The organism is Rheinheimera hassiensis, from assembly GCF_022436675.1.
GTDB lineage: Bacteria > Pseudomonadota > Gammaproteobacteria > Enterobacterales > Alteromonadaceae > Alishewanella > Alishewanella hassiensis.
Map to the genome: position 1 here is coordinate 394,361 of NZ_JAKUJZ010000002.1, position 20,454 is coordinate 414,814.

At 48.2% G+C, this 20,454-nt stretch carries 18 protein-coding genes; 6 read left to right on the plus strand and 12 right to left on the minus strand.

The features are described from left to right. Positions 1-25: 25 nt before the first annotated feature. The 5 genes from purB to MJX74_RS04750 all read right to left on the minus strand — a co-directional run bounded on the left by purB (position 26) and on the right by MJX74_RS04750 (position 4,306). The gene (gene purB / locus MJX74_RS04730; protein ID WP_240221327.1) at positions 26-1,396 is read right to left on the minus strand and encodes an adenylosuccinate lyase; all 1,371 of its coding nucleotides are present in this window, start codon (positions 1,394-1,396) and stop codon (positions 26-28) included. Positions 1,397-1,404: 8 nt separating this feature from the next. Continuing rightward, positions 1,405-2,043 carry a high frequency lysogenization protein HflD gene (gene hflD / locus MJX74_RS04735; RefSeq protein ID WP_092792024.1) on the minus strand — a complete coding sequence of 213 codons (639 nt, stop codon included), beginning with the start codon at positions 2,041-2,043 and terminating at the stop codon, positions 1,405-1,407. Position 2,044: 1 nt separating this feature from the next. Continuing rightward, positions 2,045-3,169: a tRNA 2-thiouridine(34) synthase MnmA gene (mnmA, locus tag MJX74_RS04740; protein WP_240221328.1), complete on the minus strand. Its 1,125-nt coding sequence runs from the start codon at positions 3,167-3,169 to the stop codon at positions 2,045-2,047. Positions 3,170-3,237: 68 nt separating this feature from the next. Further along, positions 3,238-3,693, minus strand: a complete 456-nt coding sequence (locus tag MJX74_RS04745) for an NUDIX domain-containing protein (protein WP_240221329.1) — start codon at positions 3,691-3,693, stop codon at positions 3,238-3,240. Between the two features lie 16 nt (positions 3,694-3,709). Further along, the gene (locus MJX74_RS04750) at positions 3,710-4,306 is read right to left on the minus strand and encodes a pseudouridine synthase (RefSeq protein WP_240221330.1); all 597 of its coding nucleotides are present in this window, start codon (positions 4,304-4,306) and stop codon (positions 3,710-3,712) included. Between the two features lie 200 nt (positions 4,307-4,506). Here MJX74_RS04750 and MJX74_RS04755 point away from each other — a divergent pair, with 200 nt between their 5' ends. Beyond that, the gene (locus MJX74_RS04755) at positions 4,507-6,735 is read left to right on the plus strand and encodes an NADP-dependent isocitrate dehydrogenase (protein ID WP_240221331.1); all 2,229 of its coding nucleotides are present in this window, start codon (positions 4,507-4,509) and stop codon (positions 6,733-6,735) included. 77 nt (positions 6,736-6,812) lie between these two features. On the opposite strand, the gene cspD is transcribed toward MJX74_RS04755, so the two are convergent. Beyond that, entirely contained in the window at positions 6,813-7,031 is a 219-nt protein-coding gene (gene cspD / locus MJX74_RS04760; RefSeq protein ID WP_068230786.1) for a cold shock domain-containing protein CspD, read from the minus strand. Positions 7,032-7,222: 191 nt separating this feature from the next. Between cspD and clpS the strand changes: the two genes are divergently transcribed. Next, the gene (gene clpS, locus MJX74_RS04765) at positions 7,223-7,543 is read left to right on the plus strand and encodes an ATP-dependent Clp protease adapter ClpS (protein ID WP_068230788.1); all 321 of its coding nucleotides are present in this window, start codon (positions 7,223-7,225) and stop codon (positions 7,541-7,543) included. Between the two features lie 54 nt (positions 7,544-7,597). After that, positions 7,598-9,865 carry an ATP-dependent Clp protease ATP-binding subunit ClpA gene (gene clpA / locus MJX74_RS04770; RefSeq protein WP_240221332.1) on the plus strand — a complete coding sequence of 756 codons (2,268 nt, stop codon included), beginning with the start codon at positions 7,598-7,600 and terminating at the stop codon, positions 9,863-9,865. A gap of 85 nt (positions 9,866-9,950) precedes the next feature. On the opposite strand, the gene infA is transcribed toward clpA, so the two are convergent. The 4 genes from infA to trxB form a co-directional block, all read right to left on the minus strand. Further along, on the minus strand, positions 9,951-10,169 hold the full coding sequence (gene infA / locus MJX74_RS04775; protein ID WP_008610216.1) for a translation initiation factor IF-1: 219 nt from the start codon (positions 10,167-10,169) through the stop codon (positions 9,951-9,953). A 94-nt stretch (positions 10,170-10,263) separates the two neighbouring features. Further along, complete coding sequence (locus MJX74_RS04780; RefSeq protein ID WP_240221333.1) at positions 10,264-10,965, minus strand: arginyltransferase; 702 nt, start codon at positions 10,963-10,965, stop codon at positions 10,264-10,266. Next, on the minus strand, positions 10,958-11,680 hold the full coding sequence (aat, locus tag MJX74_RS04785) for a leucyl/phenylalanyl-tRNA--protein transferase (RefSeq protein ID WP_240221336.1): 723 nt from the start codon (positions 11,678-11,680) through the stop codon (positions 10,958-10,960). The genes MJX74_RS04780 and aat overlap by 8 nt, the downstream gene beginning before the upstream one ends. 13 nt (positions 11,681-11,693) lie before the next feature. Next, positions 11,694-12,650 carry a thioredoxin-disulfide reductase gene (trxB, locus tag MJX74_RS04790; RefSeq protein WP_240221338.1) on the minus strand — a complete coding sequence of 319 codons (957 nt, stop codon included), beginning with the start codon at positions 12,648-12,650 and terminating at the stop codon, positions 11,694-11,696. Between the two features lie 244 nt (positions 12,651-12,894). Here trxB and MJX74_RS04795 point away from each other — a divergent pair, with 244 nt between their 5' ends. After that, on the plus strand, positions 12,895-16,152 hold the full coding sequence (locus MJX74_RS04795) for a sensor histidine kinase (RefSeq protein WP_240221608.1): 3,258 nt from the start codon (positions 12,895-12,897) through the stop codon (positions 16,150-16,152). A gap of 242 nt (positions 16,153-16,394) precedes the next feature. Further along, complete coding sequence (locus MJX74_RS04800; RefSeq protein ID WP_240221339.1) at positions 16,395-17,981, plus strand: S8 family serine peptidase; 1,587 nt, start codon at positions 16,395-16,397, stop codon at positions 17,979-17,981. A 38-nt stretch (positions 17,982-18,019) separates the two neighbouring features. Here MJX74_RS04800 and trhA read toward each other — a convergent pair whose 3' ends face one another. Further along, positions 18,020-18,661, minus strand: coding sequence for a PAQR family membrane homeostasis protein TrhA (gene trhA, locus MJX74_RS04805; protein WP_240221340.1), 642 nt, complete (start codon positions 18,659-18,661; stop codon positions 18,020-18,022). Between the two features lie 108 nt (positions 18,662-18,769). Here trhA and MJX74_RS04810 point away from each other — a divergent pair, with 108 nt between their 5' ends. Continuing rightward, complete coding sequence (locus MJX74_RS04810) at positions 18,770-20,029, plus strand: glycosyltransferase family 4 protein (RefSeq protein ID WP_240221341.1); 1,260 nt, start codon at positions 18,770-18,772, stop codon at positions 20,027-20,029. A 6-nt stretch (positions 20,030-20,035) separates the two neighbouring features. Here the strand turns inward: MJX74_RS04810 and MJX74_RS04815 are convergent, their stop codons facing one another. Further along, on the minus strand, positions 20,036-20,437 hold the full coding sequence (locus tag MJX74_RS04815; protein WP_240221342.1) for a hypothetical protein: 402 nt from the start codon (positions 20,435-20,437) through the stop codon (positions 20,036-20,038). Positions 20,438-20,454: the final 17 nt, after the last annotated feature.

A 20,454-nucleotide genomic window follows, 5' to 3' on the forward strand; every position in this document is an offset into this window, starting at 1 on the left:
CGCTGAATTCAGCGCCTTTAGCCTGTTACTGTAGCGTGTCGGTTATTTCTACCGCAGCGCCAATATAATTGGCGGGAGTCAACTGCTTAAGTTGCTCTTTTACCTGGTCGGGCAATGCCAGCTTGTCAATAAACATATGTAAGTCTGCTTGGGTAATACGCTTGCCGCGGGTTAACTCTTTGAGCTTTTCATACGGCTGTTCAATAGCGTATTTACGCATAACAGTTTGTACCGGCTCGGCCAGTAATTCCCAGTTGGCATCCAGTTCGGCGCGCAGGTTAGCTTCGTTTACTTCCAGCTTGCTGATGCCTTTTAACGTGGCCTGATAGGCAATAACAGTATAACCAAAACCCATACCCAGATTACGCAGCACGGTAGAGTCGGTCAGGTCACGTTGCCAGCGTGACACCGGCAATTTAGCTGACAAATGATTAAACAGCGCATTCGCAATACCCAGATTACCCTCAGAGTTTTCAAAGTCGATCGGGTTGACTTTGTGCGGCATGGTAGAAGAGCCAATTTCACCGGCAATAGTGCGCTGTTTAAAGTGCCCCAGCGCAATATAACCCCAAACATCGCGATCAAAGTCGAGCAAAATGGTATTAAAACGGGCTACAGCGTCAAACAACTCGGCGATATAGTCATGCGGTTCAATCTGGGTGGTGAACGGGTTCCAGCTTAAGCCTAAACCGGTAACAAACTGCTCTGACAGTTGATGCCAGTTAAGCTGTGGGTACGCGGATAAGTGTGCATTGTAATTGCCCACTGCACCATTAAGCTTGCCAAGAATTTCTACAACGGCAATCTGATCACGCTGACGTTTTAAGCGCATATACACGTTAGCCATCTCTTTACCCATAGTAGTAGGGGAGGCTGGCTGACCATGCGTGCGCGCCATCATCGGCACCGTTTTATGCTCATTAGCTAACTGCTTAATCGCTTCTAACAGCGCATCGCATTGCGGCAGTAATACGTTGGCGCGGGCTTCGCTTAACATCAGGCCGTGTGACAAGTTGTTGATATCTTCTGAGGTACAGGCAAAGTGAATAAATTCACTGATTGCAGAGAGCTCAGCGTTTGCGGCCACTTTTTCTTTTAACAGGTACTCAACCGCTTTAACGTCATGGTTGGTTGTGCGTTCAATTTCTTTTACCCGCTCAGCGTCGCTTAAGCTGAAATTGTCGACAATGTCATTCAGGACACGGTTAGCCTCGGCAGATAAGGCGGGCACTTCAGCAATCTGGGTTGTCGCGGCAAGTTGTTGTAACCAGCGCACTTCTACCATCACGCGATACTTAATTAAGCCAAACTCACTGAAGTAGTTGCGTAAATCTACAGTTTTGCTGCCATAGCGCCCGTCAACGGGGGAAATAGCGGTTAGGGCATTCAGTTGCATACAGGCTCCTATAAGCTTGATGAGGGCAGTTGCGCAAGCATGTCTTTTGCTTGTGCGACCAGCTTGCGACGTTTAAAGATAAAATTAAGACGGCTACCACCGGCCTGGCGCCATAATACGGCTGAGCGGATGGCTGCTAGTAACAGCGCTCTCACTTTGTGCTGTACGGCAGGTAGTTTAAGTAATTCGGGTTGGCCATAGATCTGAATACGGCCACCTAAACTGCTGATGCAATCAGAGTAAATATCGGCCAGATTGGCCAGCATATTGTCATCAGTAATACTGAAATGCTGTAACTGGCGCTCTAAATGCTGCAGTTTATCGCCCAGCTTTTTTAGATTAGCCGGTGTTTTGCTCAGCTTACGCTCCAGCGCCAGTACGCCGACAATATAGCGTGTCAGCTCGACATCTTTTTGTGGTTTGTCGCCTAATTGGTCAACAATAAGCTGTAAACCGGTTTTCAGGTTGGCAGGTTGATTGCCATATATTTGCAGCGGATCTTCAGCATCGACAACGGCAACGCTGTGAAGCATGGTGCTCAGAAGCTCTTTATCTACGGTGGTGCTGCGGGCGACCGTTTGCACCAGTTTCAGCGCCTGAGTTAACCCGGCCAAAGCGATAATTTGTGTTGAAAGAGAATATTGCATATCAGTTCAGAGCCACATCAATAATGCCGCCGCCAAGGCAGACATCGTCAAGATAAAATACGGCCGACTGGCCAGGCGTTACTGCTTTTTGTGCTGCATCAAACAGTACCGTTACCGTGCCGTCGGCATTGGGAGTTAAATTGCAGGCAATATCCGTTTGGCGATAGCGGGTTTTAACCGTGCAACGCAGCACTTGCTGCGGGCCTTTACGGTCGGTCCAGTGCAGCTGGTTAGCGATTAAACCTTTAGACAATAAACCCGGATGGTCATGGCCCTGAGCCACAATTAGCTGGTTGGTATCCAGATTTTTGCCAACCACATACCAGGGTTCATCGCCACCATCGCGCAGGCCGCCGATACCCAGGCCTTTACGCTGGCCCAGGGTGTGGTACATCAGGCCTTCATGACGGCCAATAATGTCACCGTCGACCGAAACGATATCGCCCGGTTGTGCGGGCAAGTATTGCTGCAGAAAATCTTTAAATTTACGCTCGCCGATAAAACAAATACCGGTGCTATCTTTTTTATCGTGGGTAACTAAACCCTGCTGTTCGGCAATGGCGCGTACGGCGGGTTTTTCCAGTTCGCCCACCGGAAACAGCGTTTGTGCCACATGCTCTTCACCAATGGTGTAAAGGAAATAGCTTTGATCTTTATTGTTGTCCAGTCCGCGCAATAACTGCCAATGGCCATCAACATAACGCCGCTGTACATAGTGGCCGGTGGCAATATAATCTGCGCCCAGCGCTTCGGCAGCAAACTCCAGAAAGGCTTTAAATTTAATTTCTTTATTGCACATGATGTCTGGGTTAGGGGTGCGGCCGGCTTTATATTCAGCCAGAAAGTACTCAAAAACATTGTCCCAGTACTCTGCAGCAAAATTCACCTTATGCAGCACTATACCCAGTTTGTCACAAACAGCCTGTGCATCGCGCATATCTTCAGCGGCAGCACAGTATTCGTCGTTATCGTCTTCTTCCCAGTTTTTCATAAACAGGCCTTCAACCTGATAACCCTGTTGTAGCAACAGGTAGGCTGAAACGGAAGAATCTACGCCGCCGGACATGCCGACGATGACTTTTTTACTGCTGTTAGCTGAGCTGTCAGTTAAGCGGGTATTTGGCATAACACTGCACTTTTGAAGGCCGGAAAAACAAGGCGCGGATTATACATTAAATTTATCCGCTGCGCATGTTATCGCGTTGGTTGAATCAGTGACAGCGGCAGGCGTACCCCTTGTGTATATAAGCTGATAGCATCACTGACTAAACGGCTGCGCAGCGGCAATGCTGCTTGCAACAGTTCAGTTGCGCTATACCAGTGCAGAGCCAGAATATCGCTGTCTTGTGGCTGGTACTGTGCTGGCAGGTTGGTGGGCTCAAACACTATGTTCAGCCTTACATAGCGATGACCATTAGCCGCTTTTAACTGCGAAATACCCAACCAGGCTGAGGGCTCAAGCGCCAGGCCGGTTTCTTCAAACAGTTCGCGTTTTACTGCGCTAAGCAAATCTTCATCCTGCTCAACATGGCCTGCCGGCTGGTTCAGTACCCGCTGTCCGGTTAGTTTATCGCGCTCTTCTACCAGTAAAAATTTGTGCTCAAAATACACGATGGCAGCAACGGTAAGATGTAGCAGTTCTCTGCTCATGGGTTGGTGGCTATCCTTATTTAAGATCCATTACGGTAAATTGGCCTGGTGCTAACTGGTTAAGGTGCCAATCGCCAATTTGTGCGCGGATTAGGCGCAAGGTGGGAAAACCCACCGCAGCAGTCATCCGTCGTACCTGACGGTTACGGCCTTCGGTAATGGTCAGACTTATCCAGCAGGTAGGAATATTAGCGCGCTGTCGCACCGGTGGCTGACGCGGCCAGACAGCTGGCTCAGGCAAACGTAGTGCTGTTGCGGGTAAAGTGGGGCCATCATTTAACTGCACGCCTGCGCTTAACTGTGCCAGAGCGTCGTCGCTGATATTACCTTCAAGTTGTACCCAGTAGGTTTTGGCCATTTTATGTTTAGGGTCGCTAATCTGATGCTGGGTTTTGCCACAGTTAGTTAGCAGTAAAAGCCCTTCGCTGTCGCGATCAAGCCTGCCAGCCGCATACACGTCAGGTATAGTGATATAATCTGCCAGCGTAGCGCGTGGTGGCGTGCTGTTATCGGTAAACTGACACAGTACGTCAAACGGTTTGTTAAACAGTACTAATACCGGTTGTCCGACCTTGGTCGTATTGCGTTTTTTCGCATATGGATTATTTTGCAAATTCGGCCTGCTTCGCAACGGTTTCACTGTATTTTTGTCTCTGAAATTCATAGGATCCGGCTGCCTATTTTATTGAATGTCATGCTGCTATACTACCGCCGCTTAGCAACAAATGCGTTTAAAACATCAACATCGCCCGAATGAAGGTGCGAACTGGCCAGCATAAGCCAGCTGATCGCAAACACATTACAGGAACTAACATGTCAAACGAAATTGCAAAAATTATCTACACTGAAACAGACGAAGCACCAGCACTTGCCACCTATTCATTTCTACCTATCGTGCAGGCGTTTTCTGCTGCGGCCGGTATCGCGGTAGAAACCCGTGATATTTCTCTGTCTGGCCGTATTATTGCCAACTTCCCTGATTTCTTAAAACCTGAGCAACGCATTGCTGACGCCTTAACTGAGCTGGGCGAGCTGGCAAATCAGCCTGAAGCAAATATCATCAAGCTGCCGAATATCAGTGCGTCTATTCCACAGTTAAAAGCAGCGATTAAAGAATTACAGCAGCAGGGTTATGCTCTGCCGGATTATCCTGCTGAAGCCAAAACTGAACAAGAGCGTGATGTTAAAGCGCGCTACGACAAAATTAAAGGCAGTGCGGTAAACCCGGTACTGCGTGAAGGTAACTCTGATCGCCGTGCTCCTGCGTCGGTTAAGCAATATGCAAAGAAAAACCCACACAGTATGGGCGCCTGGGCGTCGGGCTCTGAATCTCATGTTGCTCATATGACACAGGGCGATTTTTACGGCAGCGAAAAGTCAGCCACTTTTGCCAATACTGATACGCTGAAAATTCAGCATGTCGCCAAAGATGGCACTGTTTCGGTATTAAAAGACAAAGTTGCCGTACTGGCCGCTGAGGTAATTGATGCTGCTACGATGAGCAAAAATGCTCTGCGCGACTTTTATCTGCGCGAAATTGCCTCGGCTAAACAGCAGAACGTGCTGTTGTCATTGCATTTAAAAGCCACCATGATGAAAGTGTCTGATCCTATTATGTTTGGCCACGCGGTAACGGTATTCTTCAAAACGGTGTTTGATAAACACGCTACGCTGTTTGCTGAGCTGGGTGTTGATGTTAACAACGGCGCCGGCGATATGTTTGCTAAGGTTGCCACGCTGCCACAGGCTAAGCAAGACGAAGTGCTGGCAGATATTAAAGCCTGTTACGCTGCACAACCTGCACTGGCGATGGTTAATTCAGATAAAGGCATCACCAACCTGCATGTACCAAGCGATATTATTATCGATGCTTCTATGCCGGCAATGATCCGCAGTTCAGGCCAGATGTGGGGCCCGGATGGTAAGTTAAAAGACACCAAAGCGATGATCCCGGATCGTTGCTACGCTGGTGTGTATCAGGAAACTATCGACTTCTGTAAGAAAAACGGTGCCTTTGATCCGCGCACCATGGGCTCTGTACCAAACGTGGGCCTGATGGCGCAAAAAGCTGAAGAATACGGCTCGCACGATAAAACCTTTGAAATTGCTGCTGACGGTAAAGTACAGGTGCTGAACAGCAAAGGTGACGTGGTGTTTGAACACAGCGTAGAGCAGGGCGATATCTGGCGTATGTGTCAGGTAAAAGATGCACCAATCCGCGATTGGGTTAAGCTGGCTGTAAATCGCGCCCGCTTAAGCAACACGCCGGCAATATTCTGGTTAGACAGCAATAGAGCGCATGATGCTCAGCTGATTACCAAGGTAAAAGCGTATCTGCAAGACCACGATACCAGTGGTCTGGATATTCAGATCCTGTCACCGGTTGAAGCAACCCGTTTGTCACTACAACGGATTAAGCAGGGGCTGGATACCATTTCAGTAACCGGTAACGTACTGCGTGATTACTTAACTGATTTATTCCCGATTTTAGAACTTGGCACCAGTGCTAAGATGTTATCGGTAGTACCTTTAATGAATGGCGGTGGTTTATTTGAAACCGGCGCTGGTGGCTCAGCTCCGAAACACGTTGAGCAGTTTATTGAAGAAGACTATTTACGCTGGGATTCGTTGGGCGAGTTTTTAGCGCTGGCGGCGTCACTGGAGCATTTAAGCCAGGTTACCGGTAACAGCAAAGCCAAAGTACTGGCTGATGCGCTGGATGCAGCAACGGCTAAGTTCCTCGATAACGATAAGTCACCACGGCGTAAGCTGGGTGAACTGGACAACCGTGGTAGCCACTTCTATCTGGCGATGTACTGGGCAGAGGCTTTAGCCGCGCAAACGGCTGACACAGAGCTGCAGGCCCGCTTTGCTAAATTGGCCACAGTCCTGCAGCAGCAGGAAGCCACAATCGTTGCAGAGCTCAATGGTGCACAAGGTAAAGCGGTAGATATTGGCGGTTACTACAAACCCAATCCGGAGCTGGCCGCTAAGGCTATGCGGCCAAGCCACACCTTTAACCAGGCACTGGCTAAAGCCTAAGTTAAACTTGTCGGATAAGCAAAAGCAGGCATGATGCCTGCTTTTTTGTTGGTCTGGGTTACAGCAAAGCAAATATATTATTCTGTCAGATCGCCGGGCAGTTTAATATTCACAGCGTGTAAGCCTTTAGGGCCTTCAGACAAGTCAAACTCAACGTCTTGTCCTGCCTTTAGCGTGCGGTAGCCATCCATACTAATGGTTGAATAATGAGCAAAGATATCTTCATCACGGCCATCTTCACGGATAAATCCAAATCCTTTGGCGTTATTGAACCATTTCACTTTACCGGTAGCCATACAACTTACTTCCTTCTCTAAGTTAGCTAAATTCTGTATTCTTAGTCTTTACGGCGGGATTGTTGTTGATCCCAACAACTAATGTAGATAATTTGACCATGTAGTCAAGTTATTTGCAAAATTAAACTAAAATTTTACCAATATTTAACCCAAAGCTCCTTTGATGGAATACGCAGGCATGGCTATAGTTTATGAGCGGAAATAAAGAAGGTAACGTACAACATGGTGGTTTAGAGGAACTGACACGGCAACGTGTGGCTCCGCCACCGATGTATAAGGTAGTACTGCATAACGACGATTACACCCCGATGGATTTTGTCATCGATGTGTTAAGCCGCTTTTTTAATATGCAGTACGAACAGGCAACGGAAGTAATGTTAAAAGTGCATTACGAAGGCAAAGGGGTATGTGGTGTTTTTACCGCAGAAATTGCGGAAACTAAAGTGCAGCAGGTGACGCAGTATGCGAAAGAGCATCAACACCCGCTGCTCTGTACCATGGAGCGCGCTTAAGGTAAGTCCTGGCATGATTCTGGTGTCGTTACTCAGGTGGATTAGGAGTGGTGTATGTTAAATAAAGATCTTGAGTTAACTCTGAATTTGGCTTTCAGGTTTGCGCGTGAGCGCCGTCATGAATATATGACGGTAGAACACTTGCTGCTGGCGTTGCTTGACAACCCGGCCGCAGGCGACGCGCTGCGATCTTGTGGCGCAAATATTGAAAAACTACGGTTGGAACTGGGCAGTTTTATTGATTCAACCACGCCAGTGTTACCTGACGGTGAAATGGAGCGTGATACCCAGCCTACATTGGGTTTTCAGCGCGTGCTGCAGCGTGCGGTGTTTCACGTGCAGTCATCCGGTAAAGCCGAGGTGACAGGTGCTAATGTGCTGGTGGCAATTTTTAGTGAGCAGGAATCACAAGCGGTATATTTACTGAAGAAAATTGATATCAGCCGTCTGGATGTGGTGAATTTTATTTCCCATGGAGTAACCAAAACTGAAAAGTTAGAGCAACATGATGAACACTCGGCAGAAGAGGCCGGCGAAACACTAAGCGACGAAAGTAAGTATCTGGAAAACTTTACCGCTAATTTGAATGTTCAGGCCAAGAACGGCCACATTGACCCATTAATTGGTCGTGAACATGAAGTTGAACGGGCCATTCAGGTATTGTGCCGGCGTAAGAAAAATAACCCGCTGCTGGTAGGGGAAGCCGGTGTAGGCAAAACCGCTATTGCCGAAGGCCTAGCGTACCGTATTGTGCACAAAGAAGTGCCGGAAGTCATTGCTAACGCCACTATTTACTCGCTGGATATGGGCGCCTTGCTGGCAGGTACCAAATACCGTGGCGACTTTGAAAAACGGCTGAAGTCTTTGCTAAAAGAGCTGGAGCGTGAAAAGGACGCGATTTTATTTATTGATGAAATTCATACCGTTATCGGCGCCGGTGCCGCTTCCGGTGGTGTGATGGATGCGAGCAACCTGATTAAACCACTCCTGTCCAGTGGCCGTTTACGTTGTATGGGCTCGACTACTTATCAGGAATTTAAAAGCATTTTTGAGAAAGACACTGCACTGGTGCGTCGTTTCCAGAAAATTGATGTGGCTGAACCCAGCGTGGAAGATACCACCCGTATTTTGCTTGGCTTAAAAGAGCGCTACGAGCAACACCACAATGTGCGCTATACACAAAAGGCAATCCGCGCGGCGGCTGAATTGTCGGCCAAATATATTAATGAGCGCCATTTACCGGACAAAGCTATCGATGTAATAGATGAAGCCGGTGCCAGCCAGCGGTTATTGCCGGTATCTAAGCGGAAAAAAGTCATCAATGTGCCGGAAATTGAGCATGTTATTGCCAAAATGGCCCGTATTCCGGAGAAGTCAGTATCGGCATCAGATAAAGATGTGCTGGCGAATTTAGACCGTAATTTAAAACTGGTGGTGTTTGGCCAGAATGAGCCAATTGAAGTGCTAACCTCGGCTATCCGCTTGTCACGCTCAGGCCTTGGCAACGAAGAAAAACCAATAGGTAACTTCCTGTTTGCCGGCCCAACCGGTGTAGGTAAAACGGAAGTAACCAAACAGCTGGCTAAAGCACTCGGTGTAGAGCTGCTGCGGTTTGATATGTCGGAGTACATGGAGCGCCATGCTATCAGCCGCTTAATTGGTGCACCACCAGGTTATGTTGGCTTTGAACAGGGCGGTTTACTGACTGATGCCGTGTCAAAACAACCGTATTCCGTGGTGTTGCTGGATGAAATCGAAAAAGCACATAGCGATATTTATAATATACTGCTGCAGGTAATGGACCACGGTACTTTAACCGACAATAACGGCCGCAAGATTGATTTTCGTAATGTTGTACTGGTAATGACCACCAATGCCGGGGTACAGGAAACCATTCGTAAATCGATTGGCTTTAAACAGCAAGACCATAGCCATGATGCCTTGTCGGAAATAAACCGGACCTTTAGTCCTGAGTTCAGAAACCGCTTAGATGGCATTATCTGGTTTCAACATCTGGGTGCGGACATTATTCTGCAAATTGTTGATAAGTTTATCTGTGACTTACAGGTACAACTGGATAAAAAGCAGGTATCAATGGAGCTCAGCAGCGCCGCAAGACAGTGGCTGGCTGATAAAGGGTACGATCATGCAATGGGTGCTCGGCCAATGGCGCGGGTTATTCAGGAGCAGCTGAAAAAGCCACTGGCGAACGAAATTCTGTTCGGCCGTTTACTGCATGGTGGTGATGTGCGGGTAGATCTGGTTGATGGTCAGCTAAGCTTTGTTTATCAGACCACTGAAGAAGCTGCACTGGCAGATTAACGCTAACGCAAATCGCTTTGCAGCAAAACAGTAAACCCGGCCAAAGCCGGGTTTGTGTTATCTGGCATAATGCAAAAAAGCCGGCTTAGCGCTGGCGGAACACGATACGGCCTTTAGTTAAGTCGTAAGGTGTTAATTCTACGGTTACTTTATCGCCGGTTAAAATACGGATATAGTTTTTACGCATTTTACCTGAGATATGAGCGATAACGACATGGCCGTTTTCCAGTTCAACTTTGAACATGGTATTTGGCAGGGTATCCAAAATGGTACCTTGCATTTCAATTACGTCTTCCTTCGCCATTCAGCGTACTTGCCTCTTAATATTGGGTGAACCATAAAAAAACTGCGCAGATTGTGCCGAAATCATCGGCATAAGTAAAGCAACAAGCGCTTTTTTAGCCAAATGAATGCCATTGTCCCTGAATAAAACGTTGTTGTGGCAAAAAAGCGGCCTTATAGGCCATTTTCTGACAGGCATTAATCTGATATCCCAGATACAACCAATTTTTTTGATCCCGTCTTGCACATTGCAATAAATACAATACGGCTAAAATACCGGGAGACAATGCACTGACATCGGGATGAAAAAAAGTGTACACCGCCGAGTATGCTTCTGCTGTTTCATCTACAATCGTTACCGCCACCAATTGCTGCTGATAATATTGTTCCAGATACCGTACTTTTAACCATGAGCAATTTAACATGGCATCCAGTTGGTCCTGTGCAGGTGGATGCATAGTGCCATCAGCATGTTTATGACAGATATAAGCGGCAAACAGCGGGAAATAATTTGTGCTGGCACGGGTACAAAGTGTGTATTGCCAATCCATGCGCTTGGCTTTGTTGAGCAAACGGCGCTGACTGCGGCTGGCAATAAAATCAATATGGCTGATGCGTACAGATTCACAGGAGCGGCATGCCGGGCAGTGTGGTGTGTAAACCTGCTCACCGCTGCGACGAAAATTAAGTTCAAGCAATTGCTGATAAAGTGCGGCGCTAACGGGCTGCTCCGGCAGCAGAAATACCAACTGCTCCTGTTGTAGGTCCAGATAGCTGCAGGGGGCAGGTGCTGTCAGGCCAAAACGTAGCTCATGCATTGGTACTGTCCAATTCGATCGTGCGTGCTTGCCAGTGAGATGGCGGCGTTAATTGCAGCCGATAGTGCTGTAACAGTTGCACATAGTCACTGCGAGGCATCTCTTTTGCCCCCAGTTGCATAAGAAACGGATTAGGTAACTGGCAGTCAATCCAGCCCGGAGCAACCTGTTGCAAATGTTGTTGCAGGGCAACTAATGCCAGTTTGGCGGTATCCGGTAAACGGTTAAACATGGATTCACCACAAAACAGGCTGCCTACCAGCACACCGTATAAACCGCCAACTAAGGTGTCTTGTTGCCACACTTCAATACTGTGGGCGTGTCCCTGCAAGTGCAATTGTAAATAAGCTTGCTGCATTTGGGGCAGGATCCAGGTTGCAGGTTGGCGTGCTCTGGGGGCCGCGCACTGAGCTACTACCTGGGGAAATGCGGTATTGATACTAAAGCTTAACTGATGGCGGTTAATTTGTTTTCTTAGTGTGCGGTTTAGTTTAAGGCTATCTGGAGCAAAAGCAGCGCGTACAGATGGGCTCCACCATAAAAGTGGATCGCCTTCACTAAACCAGGGGAAAATAGCATGCGAGTAAGCGTTGATAAGACGGGGTACAGACAAATCACCGCCCATTGCCAGCAAGCCGTCAGGCTCGGCCAGCGCACGATGCAGCGCTGGAAAGCTGACATCGTGTGCTGATAACTCCGGTAAGTAAATGGTCACAGGCGCGACCTGTTTACTTACTCAGCGCATCCAGATAACGCTCGGCATCCAGCGCGGCCATACAACCGGTACCGGCAGACGTAATGGCCTGACGGTAAATATGATCCGATACATCACCGGCAGCAAATACTCCGGCAATACTGGTTTGCGTGGCATTGCCGTCAGTACCGCTTTGTACTTTCAGGTAGCCACCATTCATTTCCAGTTGCCCGGCAAACATGTCGGTGTTGGGTTTATGGCCAATGGCAATAAATACGCCCTGTAATGCCAGATCTTTATCGGCTTCGCCTTTGGTTGATGTTAACCGCACGCCGGTCACACCCATGTCATCGCCCAGCACTTCGTCCAGTTCACAATGAGTGTGCAGCACAATATTGCCGCTGTTTACTTTGGCCATTAAACGGTCGATCAGAATTTTCTCGGCTTTAAAGCTGTCACGCCGGTGCACTAAATGCACTTCAGCAGCAATATTAGACAGGTACAATGTTTCTTCTACGGCGGTATTACCACCGCCCACTACCGCGACTTTCTGGTTACGGTAGAAAAAACCATCACAGGTGGCGCAGGCTGATACACCGCGGCCACTGAATGCCTGTTCTGACGGCAGCCCCAGGTATTTAGCTGAGGCACCGGTACAAATAATCAGCGCATCGCAGCTGTATACGGCGTTATCACCGGTAAGCGTGAAAGGCCGCTGCTGCAGGTTTACTGTATGAATATGATCAAACACAATTTCAGTATTAAAGGTTTCAGCATGTTCACGCATGCGGTCCATTAAGGCTGGGCCGGTTAAACCATGCGCATCGCCCGGCCAGTTCTCTACTTCCGTAGTGGTGGTCAGTTGGCCGCCTTGCTGCATGCCGGTAATTAAAACCGGCTTAAGGTTAGCGCGTGCAGCATAAACTGCAGCAGTATAGCCAGCAGGGCCTGAACCTAGAATAAGCAGGCGGCTGTGTTTAACATCAGACATGAATTTCTCCGAAAACTACGTAATTAACAGCGGTAATGGCGACGATTCTAAAAGAATGCAACCCCAAGCGAAAGTGGCGCCTGACATTTAATCTGCGTCGTACTGTAAAGCCTGGCTTGCTATGCTATGGTTAGTTTGCGCCGCTTACTTTAACTGCTTTAATATTAGCTGCTTGGATTGTCAGATAGTGTCGGGGGGCATTTTGCACGGTCAGAAAATAGGGATAGTTTTCATTGTGCGCTGTATGTTGGTGTTGCTGGCGTATTGCACCGGCGCATCGGCTGAACAGCACTATGTTCGCATCGGTGTTGACGATGGCCTGCCCAATGCCACTATCTACAGTGTTAAACAAGATAGCACCGGCTTCTTGTGGCTGGGTTCTACTAACTCGGGTTTACTGCGCTACGACGGCTACCGCTTTGTCGAATTTGCGGTGCTCACCGATACCGAATTACAACGTCATCAAACACCTGATGTTGGTGTTGTACTGATCGATCACGCTGATAATATCTGGGCCGGCACCTGGGGGCTGGGGCTGTCAAGGCTGGATGCCCAAACCGGGAAGTTAACCCGTTACACCAGCGATAACGGATTGGCTGGAAACCAAATTCAGGGTCTGATGCAGGACGCCGATGGCAATATCTGGGTGGGCACTACATCTGGTTTGAGCCGGATAGATGCTCAGTTTCAGATCACGAATATCGGCCAGGCAGGGCTTGAGCAATCACTGGCAGATCAGCGGATCTGGAGTTTAACCCAAACACCTGATGGCGTGATCTGGATTGGTACCTCTGCCGGTTTACACAGTTGGCAGCAAAATGACGGTTTGAGTAAGGTATATCAGTTAGTTAATCATGCAGATAAGGCACTACCCGGTAATTTTAGCCGGGATAATGAAATACGAGCGGTGTATGCCCTGGGGCAGCAGTTATGGATTGGCAGCCGCCAAGGGCTGTTTCTGTTCAACGACCAGCAACAGTTTGTGCCGGTGGCTTTATCTCAACGCGGCGAAGCCGAGCCATTGATTAACATCCTGTCATCTGACGACACAACCAACGATCTGCTGATAGGCAGTTACAGCGGCTTGTACCGTTTGTCGCCAAGTCATCAACCAGGGCATAGCGTACAAAAAGCAGAGCTGAGTAATGTCAATATACGCAGTATTTTGCATGATAGCTCCGGTGTGTTGTGGCTGGGATCGCGGGAAAGCGGTTTGTTTCGCAATATTTTATCCACTAAGGCATTTGATGATATCAGTGCCTTCTCTGCAGCGCTTGGCGCACAAAAAACATTTTCTGTTACCGCTATTTTTAAACAGCCAGATGCGCTTTGGCTTGGTAGTCCCGATGGTATATACCATGTTAACCTGCCGGAAGGAGATTTTCAGTTCTTCCGAATAGGTAGCAGAGTTAATGCTATAGCTGCCACTGCGCAAGGCGATGTTTATGTTGCCTCTGATATTGGCTTACTAAAGTATAATGGCACGGCGGAACTGGAAAAAATCGATGAGCCATTTGAATTGGCTAAAGTTGTCAACCGCAATGTAAGAGATTTACATATTGATTCTGCCGGTAGGTTTTATCTGGGTATGTGGGGAGAGGGAGTCATAGCCTGGCAGCCTGAAACTCAGCAAGCCAAACGTTGGTTAACCCGGTTGTCAGATAATATGGTGGGCAATACAGTACAAAAACTGTTTATTGGTTCTTCGCAGCAGCTATGGGTGGCAACACGTTACAGCGGGCTGTTTCAGATAGATCTGGCTACAAATAAAGTCACACAGCACAGCACAACGGCTACATCAGGCATAAAGCTGCCGCACAATGATATTCACTGTGTTAGTGAATATGCTGAGCAACTGGCGGTTTGTACCCGTGAGGGGTTATTGCTGGTAAACCTGGCGACAGATGAGCAGAAGTTGCTGACAACACAGGACAGTTTACCGGACAATGATATTCTGGGGGTGTTGCAGCAAGAACAAAAACTGTGGGTTATGACGCCGAAAGGTTTGGCGTTAAGGCCGGCCGGACAGCAGCATTTTATTCACTATAACCGCAATGATGGCATGGTAAGCTCTGAGCTAAATACCAGCGCGGTATTTGCCGACGACAGCAGTATTTTATTTGGTGCTATTGCCGGGTTAGTAGTGGTAAAACCTGATCAGTTGCAGAGCAACCAGAGAATACCAAATCCGGTGCTATCAGCGTTGGTGATTGACTACCAGCTATTGCAAACAAAACCGCATAAGCAACCTTGGGATATCATAAGTTTGTCGCCGGATCAGCATACGATGAACTTTGAATTCAGCGCTCTGGACTATCAGGACCCACAGCGTAACCAGTTTCAATATCAGCTTGAGGGTATTGATAAAGGCTGGGTTGTTACTAATGAACGCAATAGTGCATTTTACGCTAACCTGCCGGTGGGCACTTATCCGTTGTGGCTTAAAGCGTCCAATAACCATGGTGTTTTCAGCGAGCCCGTTAAAGTGGCAACCTTAAGTGTTATGCCGCACTGGTGGCAGCAAAACTGGGTGATTTATTCGCTTGTGGCACTGGTAAGCCTGCTGCTGTGGTTGATGCATCAATATCGTTTACGCCACGTGCGGCAAATAAACCGCTTGCTTCAGGCCGCAGTAGAGAATAAAGCTAAAGCACAAACCGTGTTAGAAACCCGTGTTACTGAACGAACCCAGGCACTGGAGGAAAGCTCTGTTACGCTGTCGCTGCGCACACGGCAGCTGGAGCGTAGTCTGGATGAGCTGGCTAAAACCAATCAGGAGCTGAAACGGCTGGATAAACTAAAAGATGAGTTTATTGCCACCGTAAGCCATGAATTACGCACACCGCTTACTGCGATACGGGGCGCTATAGGGCTGATAGCGCAAAAGGTGGTCGCTGCCGATTCTGCGCTTTACCAGGACATGCTGCAAACTGCCCAAACCAACAGTGAGCGGCTGGCTCAGTTGATTAACGACTTACTGGATTTACAAAAATTTGCTGCAGGCACCTTCACGCTGAATATCACCCGGCTTGATATTAGCGCGCTAACCCGGCACGCCGTCAATGCTATGCAGCCTTATGCCAGCCGGTATCAGGTTGAACTGCAACTGGCATCAGAGCCCGAGCAACCTTTGTGGGTAGAAGCCGACGCATTAAGGCTCCGGCAGGTAATTGACAACCTTATTTCTAATGCGGTGAAGTTCTCACCTGTGTTAGGTGTGGTAATGGTGCGCCTGATTGAGGTGCAGCAAAACATACGGTTTGAAGTTGAAGATTTTGGCAATGGTATTCCTATAGAATTTCAAAAGCATATCTTTGGTAAATTTTCTCAGGCAGATTCCTCTGACAGCCGGGCAAAAGAAGGCTCAGGGCTTGGCCTGGCTATTTGTAAAAAAATTATCGAAAATCATCATGGTCAGATTGGCTTTACCTCTTCAGCCGGGCAAGGCAGTGTGTTTTGGTTTAAATTAGCCCAGCAGCATCAACCAGTGTTAACAGACTAAACTATTAACAAACGTATTTATCACTGTTCTTCACTTTATAGCTGTACCCCAAAAAACCATTTTGTTTCTGATAGTTGTCTATTTTTTCTGGAATGGGTTTATCTCATACATTTGTAAATTATTTATAAGACCTTTGTAATGGTGACAACGGCGGTTATCTGGTTAATTGCTAAGCAGCAGGATGCGGAACGTACAACATGGACCTTAACTTATAATCCAAGGGTACTATAATGAAAAACACGATGAAAAAAATGACAACTATACTGGCAGTCGCGTCTGCTGGTTGTTTTGCACTTAGCCTGACGTCGGTAGCGGTAGCAGAAGGTATAAAAAAAGCAGAGCCGGCAACAGAGCGTGAGTTTAGCCTTGCTGAGCTGACTGAAGATAAATCCAACCGTTACATTATTAAATTTAAAGAACCAGTGGCACAAATGAGTGCCACCGGCACAGAGCAGCGTGCTGAATTTTCAGTGCAACGCGCACAACAAGTATTACAAAAAGCCAACGTCAATGCACTGTCGCATTTAAAATCAGTGCACGCCAGTGTGGCCGAGCTGACACCTAAACAGCTAAAGCTGCTGCAGGCAAATCCTGACGTTGAATACATTGAAGAGGATCATAAACGTTATCTGATGGATGTGATCACGCCTATGGCTCAAACCACGCCTTATGGTATTACCATGGTGCAGGCCAATCAGGTTAGTGATGGCAGCGCTGGCAATATTAAATCGTGTGTTATTGATACCGGCTGGACCTCGGGCCATGAGGATTTACAAAGCTCAGGCGTGACGGGGTATTCGTTTTCTGGCCATGGTAACTGGTATCAGGACGGTAATGGCCACGGCACTCACGTTGCCGGTACTATGGTGGCATTAAACAATAACAGCGGCGTAGTCGGTGTTATTGGCTCAGGTCAGGCTGGTGTGCACATTGTTAAAATCTTCAATAACTCTGGCAACTGGACCACAGCGTCAAACCTGATCACGGCTATTCAGTCTTGTAAAGATGCTGGTGCGAAAGTGGTAAATATGAGCCTGGGTGGCGGTTCGTCTAACCAGACTGAAAATACGGCCATGAACAACTTCTACAATGGCGGTATGTTGTTAGTGGCAGCGGCAGGTAATGATGGCAATACCAGTTTCTCATACCCGGCGTCTTATAATGCTGTGGTATCTGTTGCAGCGGTAAACTCCAGTGGTGTCTTAGCCAGCTTTTCGCAGCGTAACTCTCAGGTAGAAATTTCCGGCCCGGGCGTTGGCGTTAACTCTACCTGGAACAACGGTGGTTATAACAGCATCAGCGGCACTTCTATGGCATCGCCCCACGTAGCGGGTGTTGCGGCTTTGGTGTGGAGTAATCACCCGCAATGTACACCGGCACAAATTCGTAATGCGCTTAATGCTACTGCAGAAGACCGTGGGGCAGCCGGGCGTGATACCTCTTATGGTTGGGGTATTGTTAAAGCGAAAACTGCGCATGATTACCTGACTAACAATGGCTGTGACGGCTCAGGTGGCGGCGAACCGCCTGAAGGCGGTGGTGCAACTTTCCCTAATTTGTCTGCAGCAAGTGGCCAGTGGTTAAGAGGCAGTTATCAGATCCCGTCAGGCGTATCTGCGGTAACCTTCCAGATCTCCGGTGGCACAGGTGATGCAGATTTGTATGTGCGTTATGGCAGCGAGCCTACCACAACAGCGTACACATGCCGGCCTTATCTGACCGGCAACAATGAAGTCTGTACCATTAATAATCCACAAGCCGGTACCTGGCATGTGGGGGTCCGTGCGTACACGGCCTTTAGTGGTGTAACTTTCAGTTACCAGTACTGATAAAAGCAAACAGGCCGGTTTGGTTCCGGCCTGTTTTTTTACACTGGTAGTACGTAATAATACACCGCGAAAAAATGCAGTACGCTGCCACCTAGCACAAATAAGTGCCAGATAGCATGGTGCATAAAAAGACGTTTCCAAGCGTAAAATATAACGCCAAAAGAGTAACTTAAACCTCCGGCAAGTAATAATAATAAGCCACCGGTCTCAACGTGGTTCAGCATCGGCTGTATGGCAATAATCACCAGCCAACCCATACCCAGATACAGGCCTAATGACAATTTTTTGTATTTTAGTGCAGTAGCCAGCTCTATTATTACCCCCACTAATGCCACCAGCCAGATCAGGCCAAACAGCGGCAGGCCCCAGTTATCACGTAAATTCACCAGTGTAAAAGGGGTGTAGGTGCCGGCAATCAGAATAAAGATTGCTGCATGGTCAAGCTGCCGCAGACGACGTTTAATTTCAATACGGTGAATAGAGTGGTATAGCGTGGAGCTGCTGTACAGCAGGATCAGGCTACCGCCATAAACAACACTGCTAAACAGACGCCAGTTGTCATTGGCCTGCACAGATAACTGCCACATTAATATCAGCGCAACAACGCTGAGTAGTGCCCCAATACCGTGGCTTATGGCATGTAAGTGTTCTTCAATTGGAGAGTAGTGAGTGGTTGTCATATCAGGTTACCAGCGAAAGCATGCTGCATCTTAGCATGACATAGCCCGCTGCCAAGCTGTTACCGGGCAACAATTGCCGTTAGAATGCCAGTTTTATCCGGAGGAGCTATGCCCCTTAGTAAGGTGCCATTATTAATTATAATTGGTTATGTCTGGCCTGAACCAAACTCGTCTGCAGCCGGTTACCGTATGCTGAGTTTAATTAAGCTGTTTTTGGCCAGGGGCTGGCAAGTGACCTTTGCCAGCGCGGCCGAGCCGGGGCAGCATCGTTATCCGCTGGCAGAGCTGGGCGTAACTGAGCGTAGTATCAGTTTAAACGACAGTAGCTTTGATCAGTGGATAAGCCAGAGCATGCCTGCGGCCGTGATGTTTGATCGCTTTATGCTTGAAGAGCAATTTGGCTGGCGGGTAGAGCAGGCCTGCGCACAGGCGCTGCGTATTCTGGATATGGAAGATTGTCACGCGCTGCGTGATGCCCGTCAGCACAGTTCTAATGCCGGTAAAGAAATGGCTGCAGAGGATTTAAATTCAGAACTGGCGCTGCGTGAAATAGCCGCTATTTATCGCTGTGATATAACATTGGTCATTTCAGAGTTTGAACTGCAGTTATTGCAGCAACATTATCAGGTGTCACCGGCGTTGCTGTGTTACTGCCCGTTTTTGCTTGATGAATTGCCATTAACACCCGGGCCGGATTTTGCCGCAAGGCAACACTTTATTGCCATCGGCAACTTTCGCCATGCACCCAACTGGCACTCTGTATTGTGGTTAAAGCAGGAAATCTGGCCGTTAGTCCGCCAGCAGCTGCCGCAGGCTGAGCTGCATATTTATGGTGCTTATCCGCCGCCCAAAGCCACAGCGTTGCACAACGCAAAGCAGGGCTTTTTAATCAAAGGCTGGGCCGATGATGCCTTAGCGGTAATGCAGCACGCCCGGGTGTGTTTGGCGCCACTGGCATTTGGTGCCGGTTTAAAAGGTAAGTTGCTGGATGCTATGCGTTGCGGCACGCCCAATGTTACCACCGCGGTGGGGGCTGAGGGTATGACACTTGAAGGCGACTGGGGCGGTGTTATTGCACAAGACAGCAATACTATTGCTCAGGCGGCAGTAGCATTGTATCAACAGCCAGAATTGTGGCACCGTTTACAAACAAAAGGCTTTGATATAGTACAAAAAAAATTTAGCCTGGCTCAGCATGAATCGCGTATTTGGCACCAGCTTAATGTGGTTATGCAGGATTTACAGCGGCACCGTCAGGCGAATTTCACCGGACTTATGCTCAGACACCATAACTACCGCAGTACTAAATTTATGGGGCAGTGGATTGAAGTAAAAACGCGTCTGGCTGCATTAACACAGCCAGACTAACGCTGTTTAACGATAGCCTCGGGGCTGGCGTTGTTTGTCATCTAACTGTGCTGCCCAGATATCAGCCGCAGACTGGCCATTACCACTTTTAGTCTTGGCTGCTTTTGCGGGCTTGGCGGCAGCTTTTTTAGCCGGCTTTTTAGCTGGTTTGGCTGCGGCTTTGGCCGGTGCAGCTTTTTTCTCTGCTGCCGGTTTGGCTTTAGCGGTACTTTTGGTTGCACTTTGAGCTGCACCTTTGTCGGCACTGTAACTTGCACCTAATTCAGCCAGCTCTGCCAGACGGAGATTCTTACCACCATCTACGCTAAACCAGCCGGGTTTTTGTTCCAGTTGCGGCGCTTTACCAAATGCAGCTTTATAAGCAGCGGTAAACTCGGCAACAACCTGATCTTTGTCCAATTTACTCATACGGATCCTTAACAGAC

Coding starts and splice junctions, on each gene's coding strand:
- hflD (WP_092792024.1), bottom strand. CDS start 2,043: ATGCAATATTCTCTTTCAACACAAATTATCGCTTTGGCCGGGTTAACT.
- MJX74_RS04810 (WP_240221341.1), top strand. CDS start 18,770: ATGCCCCTTAGTAAGGTGCCATTATTAATTATAATTGGTTATGTCTGG.
- clpS (WP_068230788.1), top strand. CDS start 7,223: ATGAGCGGAAATAAAGAAGGTAACGTACAACATGGTGGTTTAGAGGAA.
- infA (WP_008610216.1), bottom strand. CDS start 10,169: ATGGCGAAGGAAGACGTAATTGAAATGCAAGGTACCATTTTGGATACC.
- purB (WP_240221327.1), bottom strand. CDS start 1,396: ATGCAACTGAATGCCCTAACCGCTATTTCCCCCGTTGACGGGCGCTAT.
- trxB (WP_240221338.1), bottom strand. CDS start 12,650: ATGTCTGATGTTAAACACAGCCGCCTGCTTATTCTAGGTTCAGGCCCT.
- MJX74_RS04755 (WP_240221331.1), top strand. CDS start 4,507: ATGTCAAACGAAATTGCAAAAATTATCTACACTGAAACAGACGAAGCA.
- clpA (WP_240221332.1), top strand. CDS start 7,598: ATGTTAAATAAAGATCTTGAGTTAACTCTGAATTTGGCTTTCAGGTTT.
- MJX74_RS04795 (WP_240221608.1), top strand. CDS start 12,895: ATGTTGGTGTTGCTGGCGTATTGCACCGGCGCATCGGCTGAACAGCAC.
- MJX74_RS04780 (WP_240221333.1), bottom strand. CDS start 10,965: ATGCATGAGCTACGTTTTGGCCTGACAGCACCTGCCCCCTGCAGCTAT.
- mnmA (WP_240221328.1), bottom strand. CDS start 3,169: ATGCCAAATACCCGCTTAACTGACAGCTCAGCTAACAGCAGTAAAAAA.
- MJX74_RS04815 (WP_240221342.1), bottom strand. CDS start 20,437: ATGAGTAAATTGGACAAAGATCAGGTTGTTGCCGAGTTTACCGCTGCT.
- cspD (WP_068230786.1), bottom strand. CDS start 7,031: ATGGCTACCGGTAAAGTGAAATGGTTCAATAACGCCAAAGGATTTGGA.
- MJX74_RS04745 (WP_240221329.1), bottom strand. CDS start 3,693: ATGAGCAGAGAACTGCTACATCTTACCGTTGCTGCCATCGTGTATTTT.
- trhA (WP_240221340.1), bottom strand. CDS start 18,661: ATGACAACCACTCACTACTCTCCAATTGAAGAACACTTACATGCCATA.
- MJX74_RS04800 (WP_240221339.1), top strand. CDS start 16,395: ATGAAAAAAATGACAACTATACTGGCAGTCGCGTCTGCTGGTTGTTTT.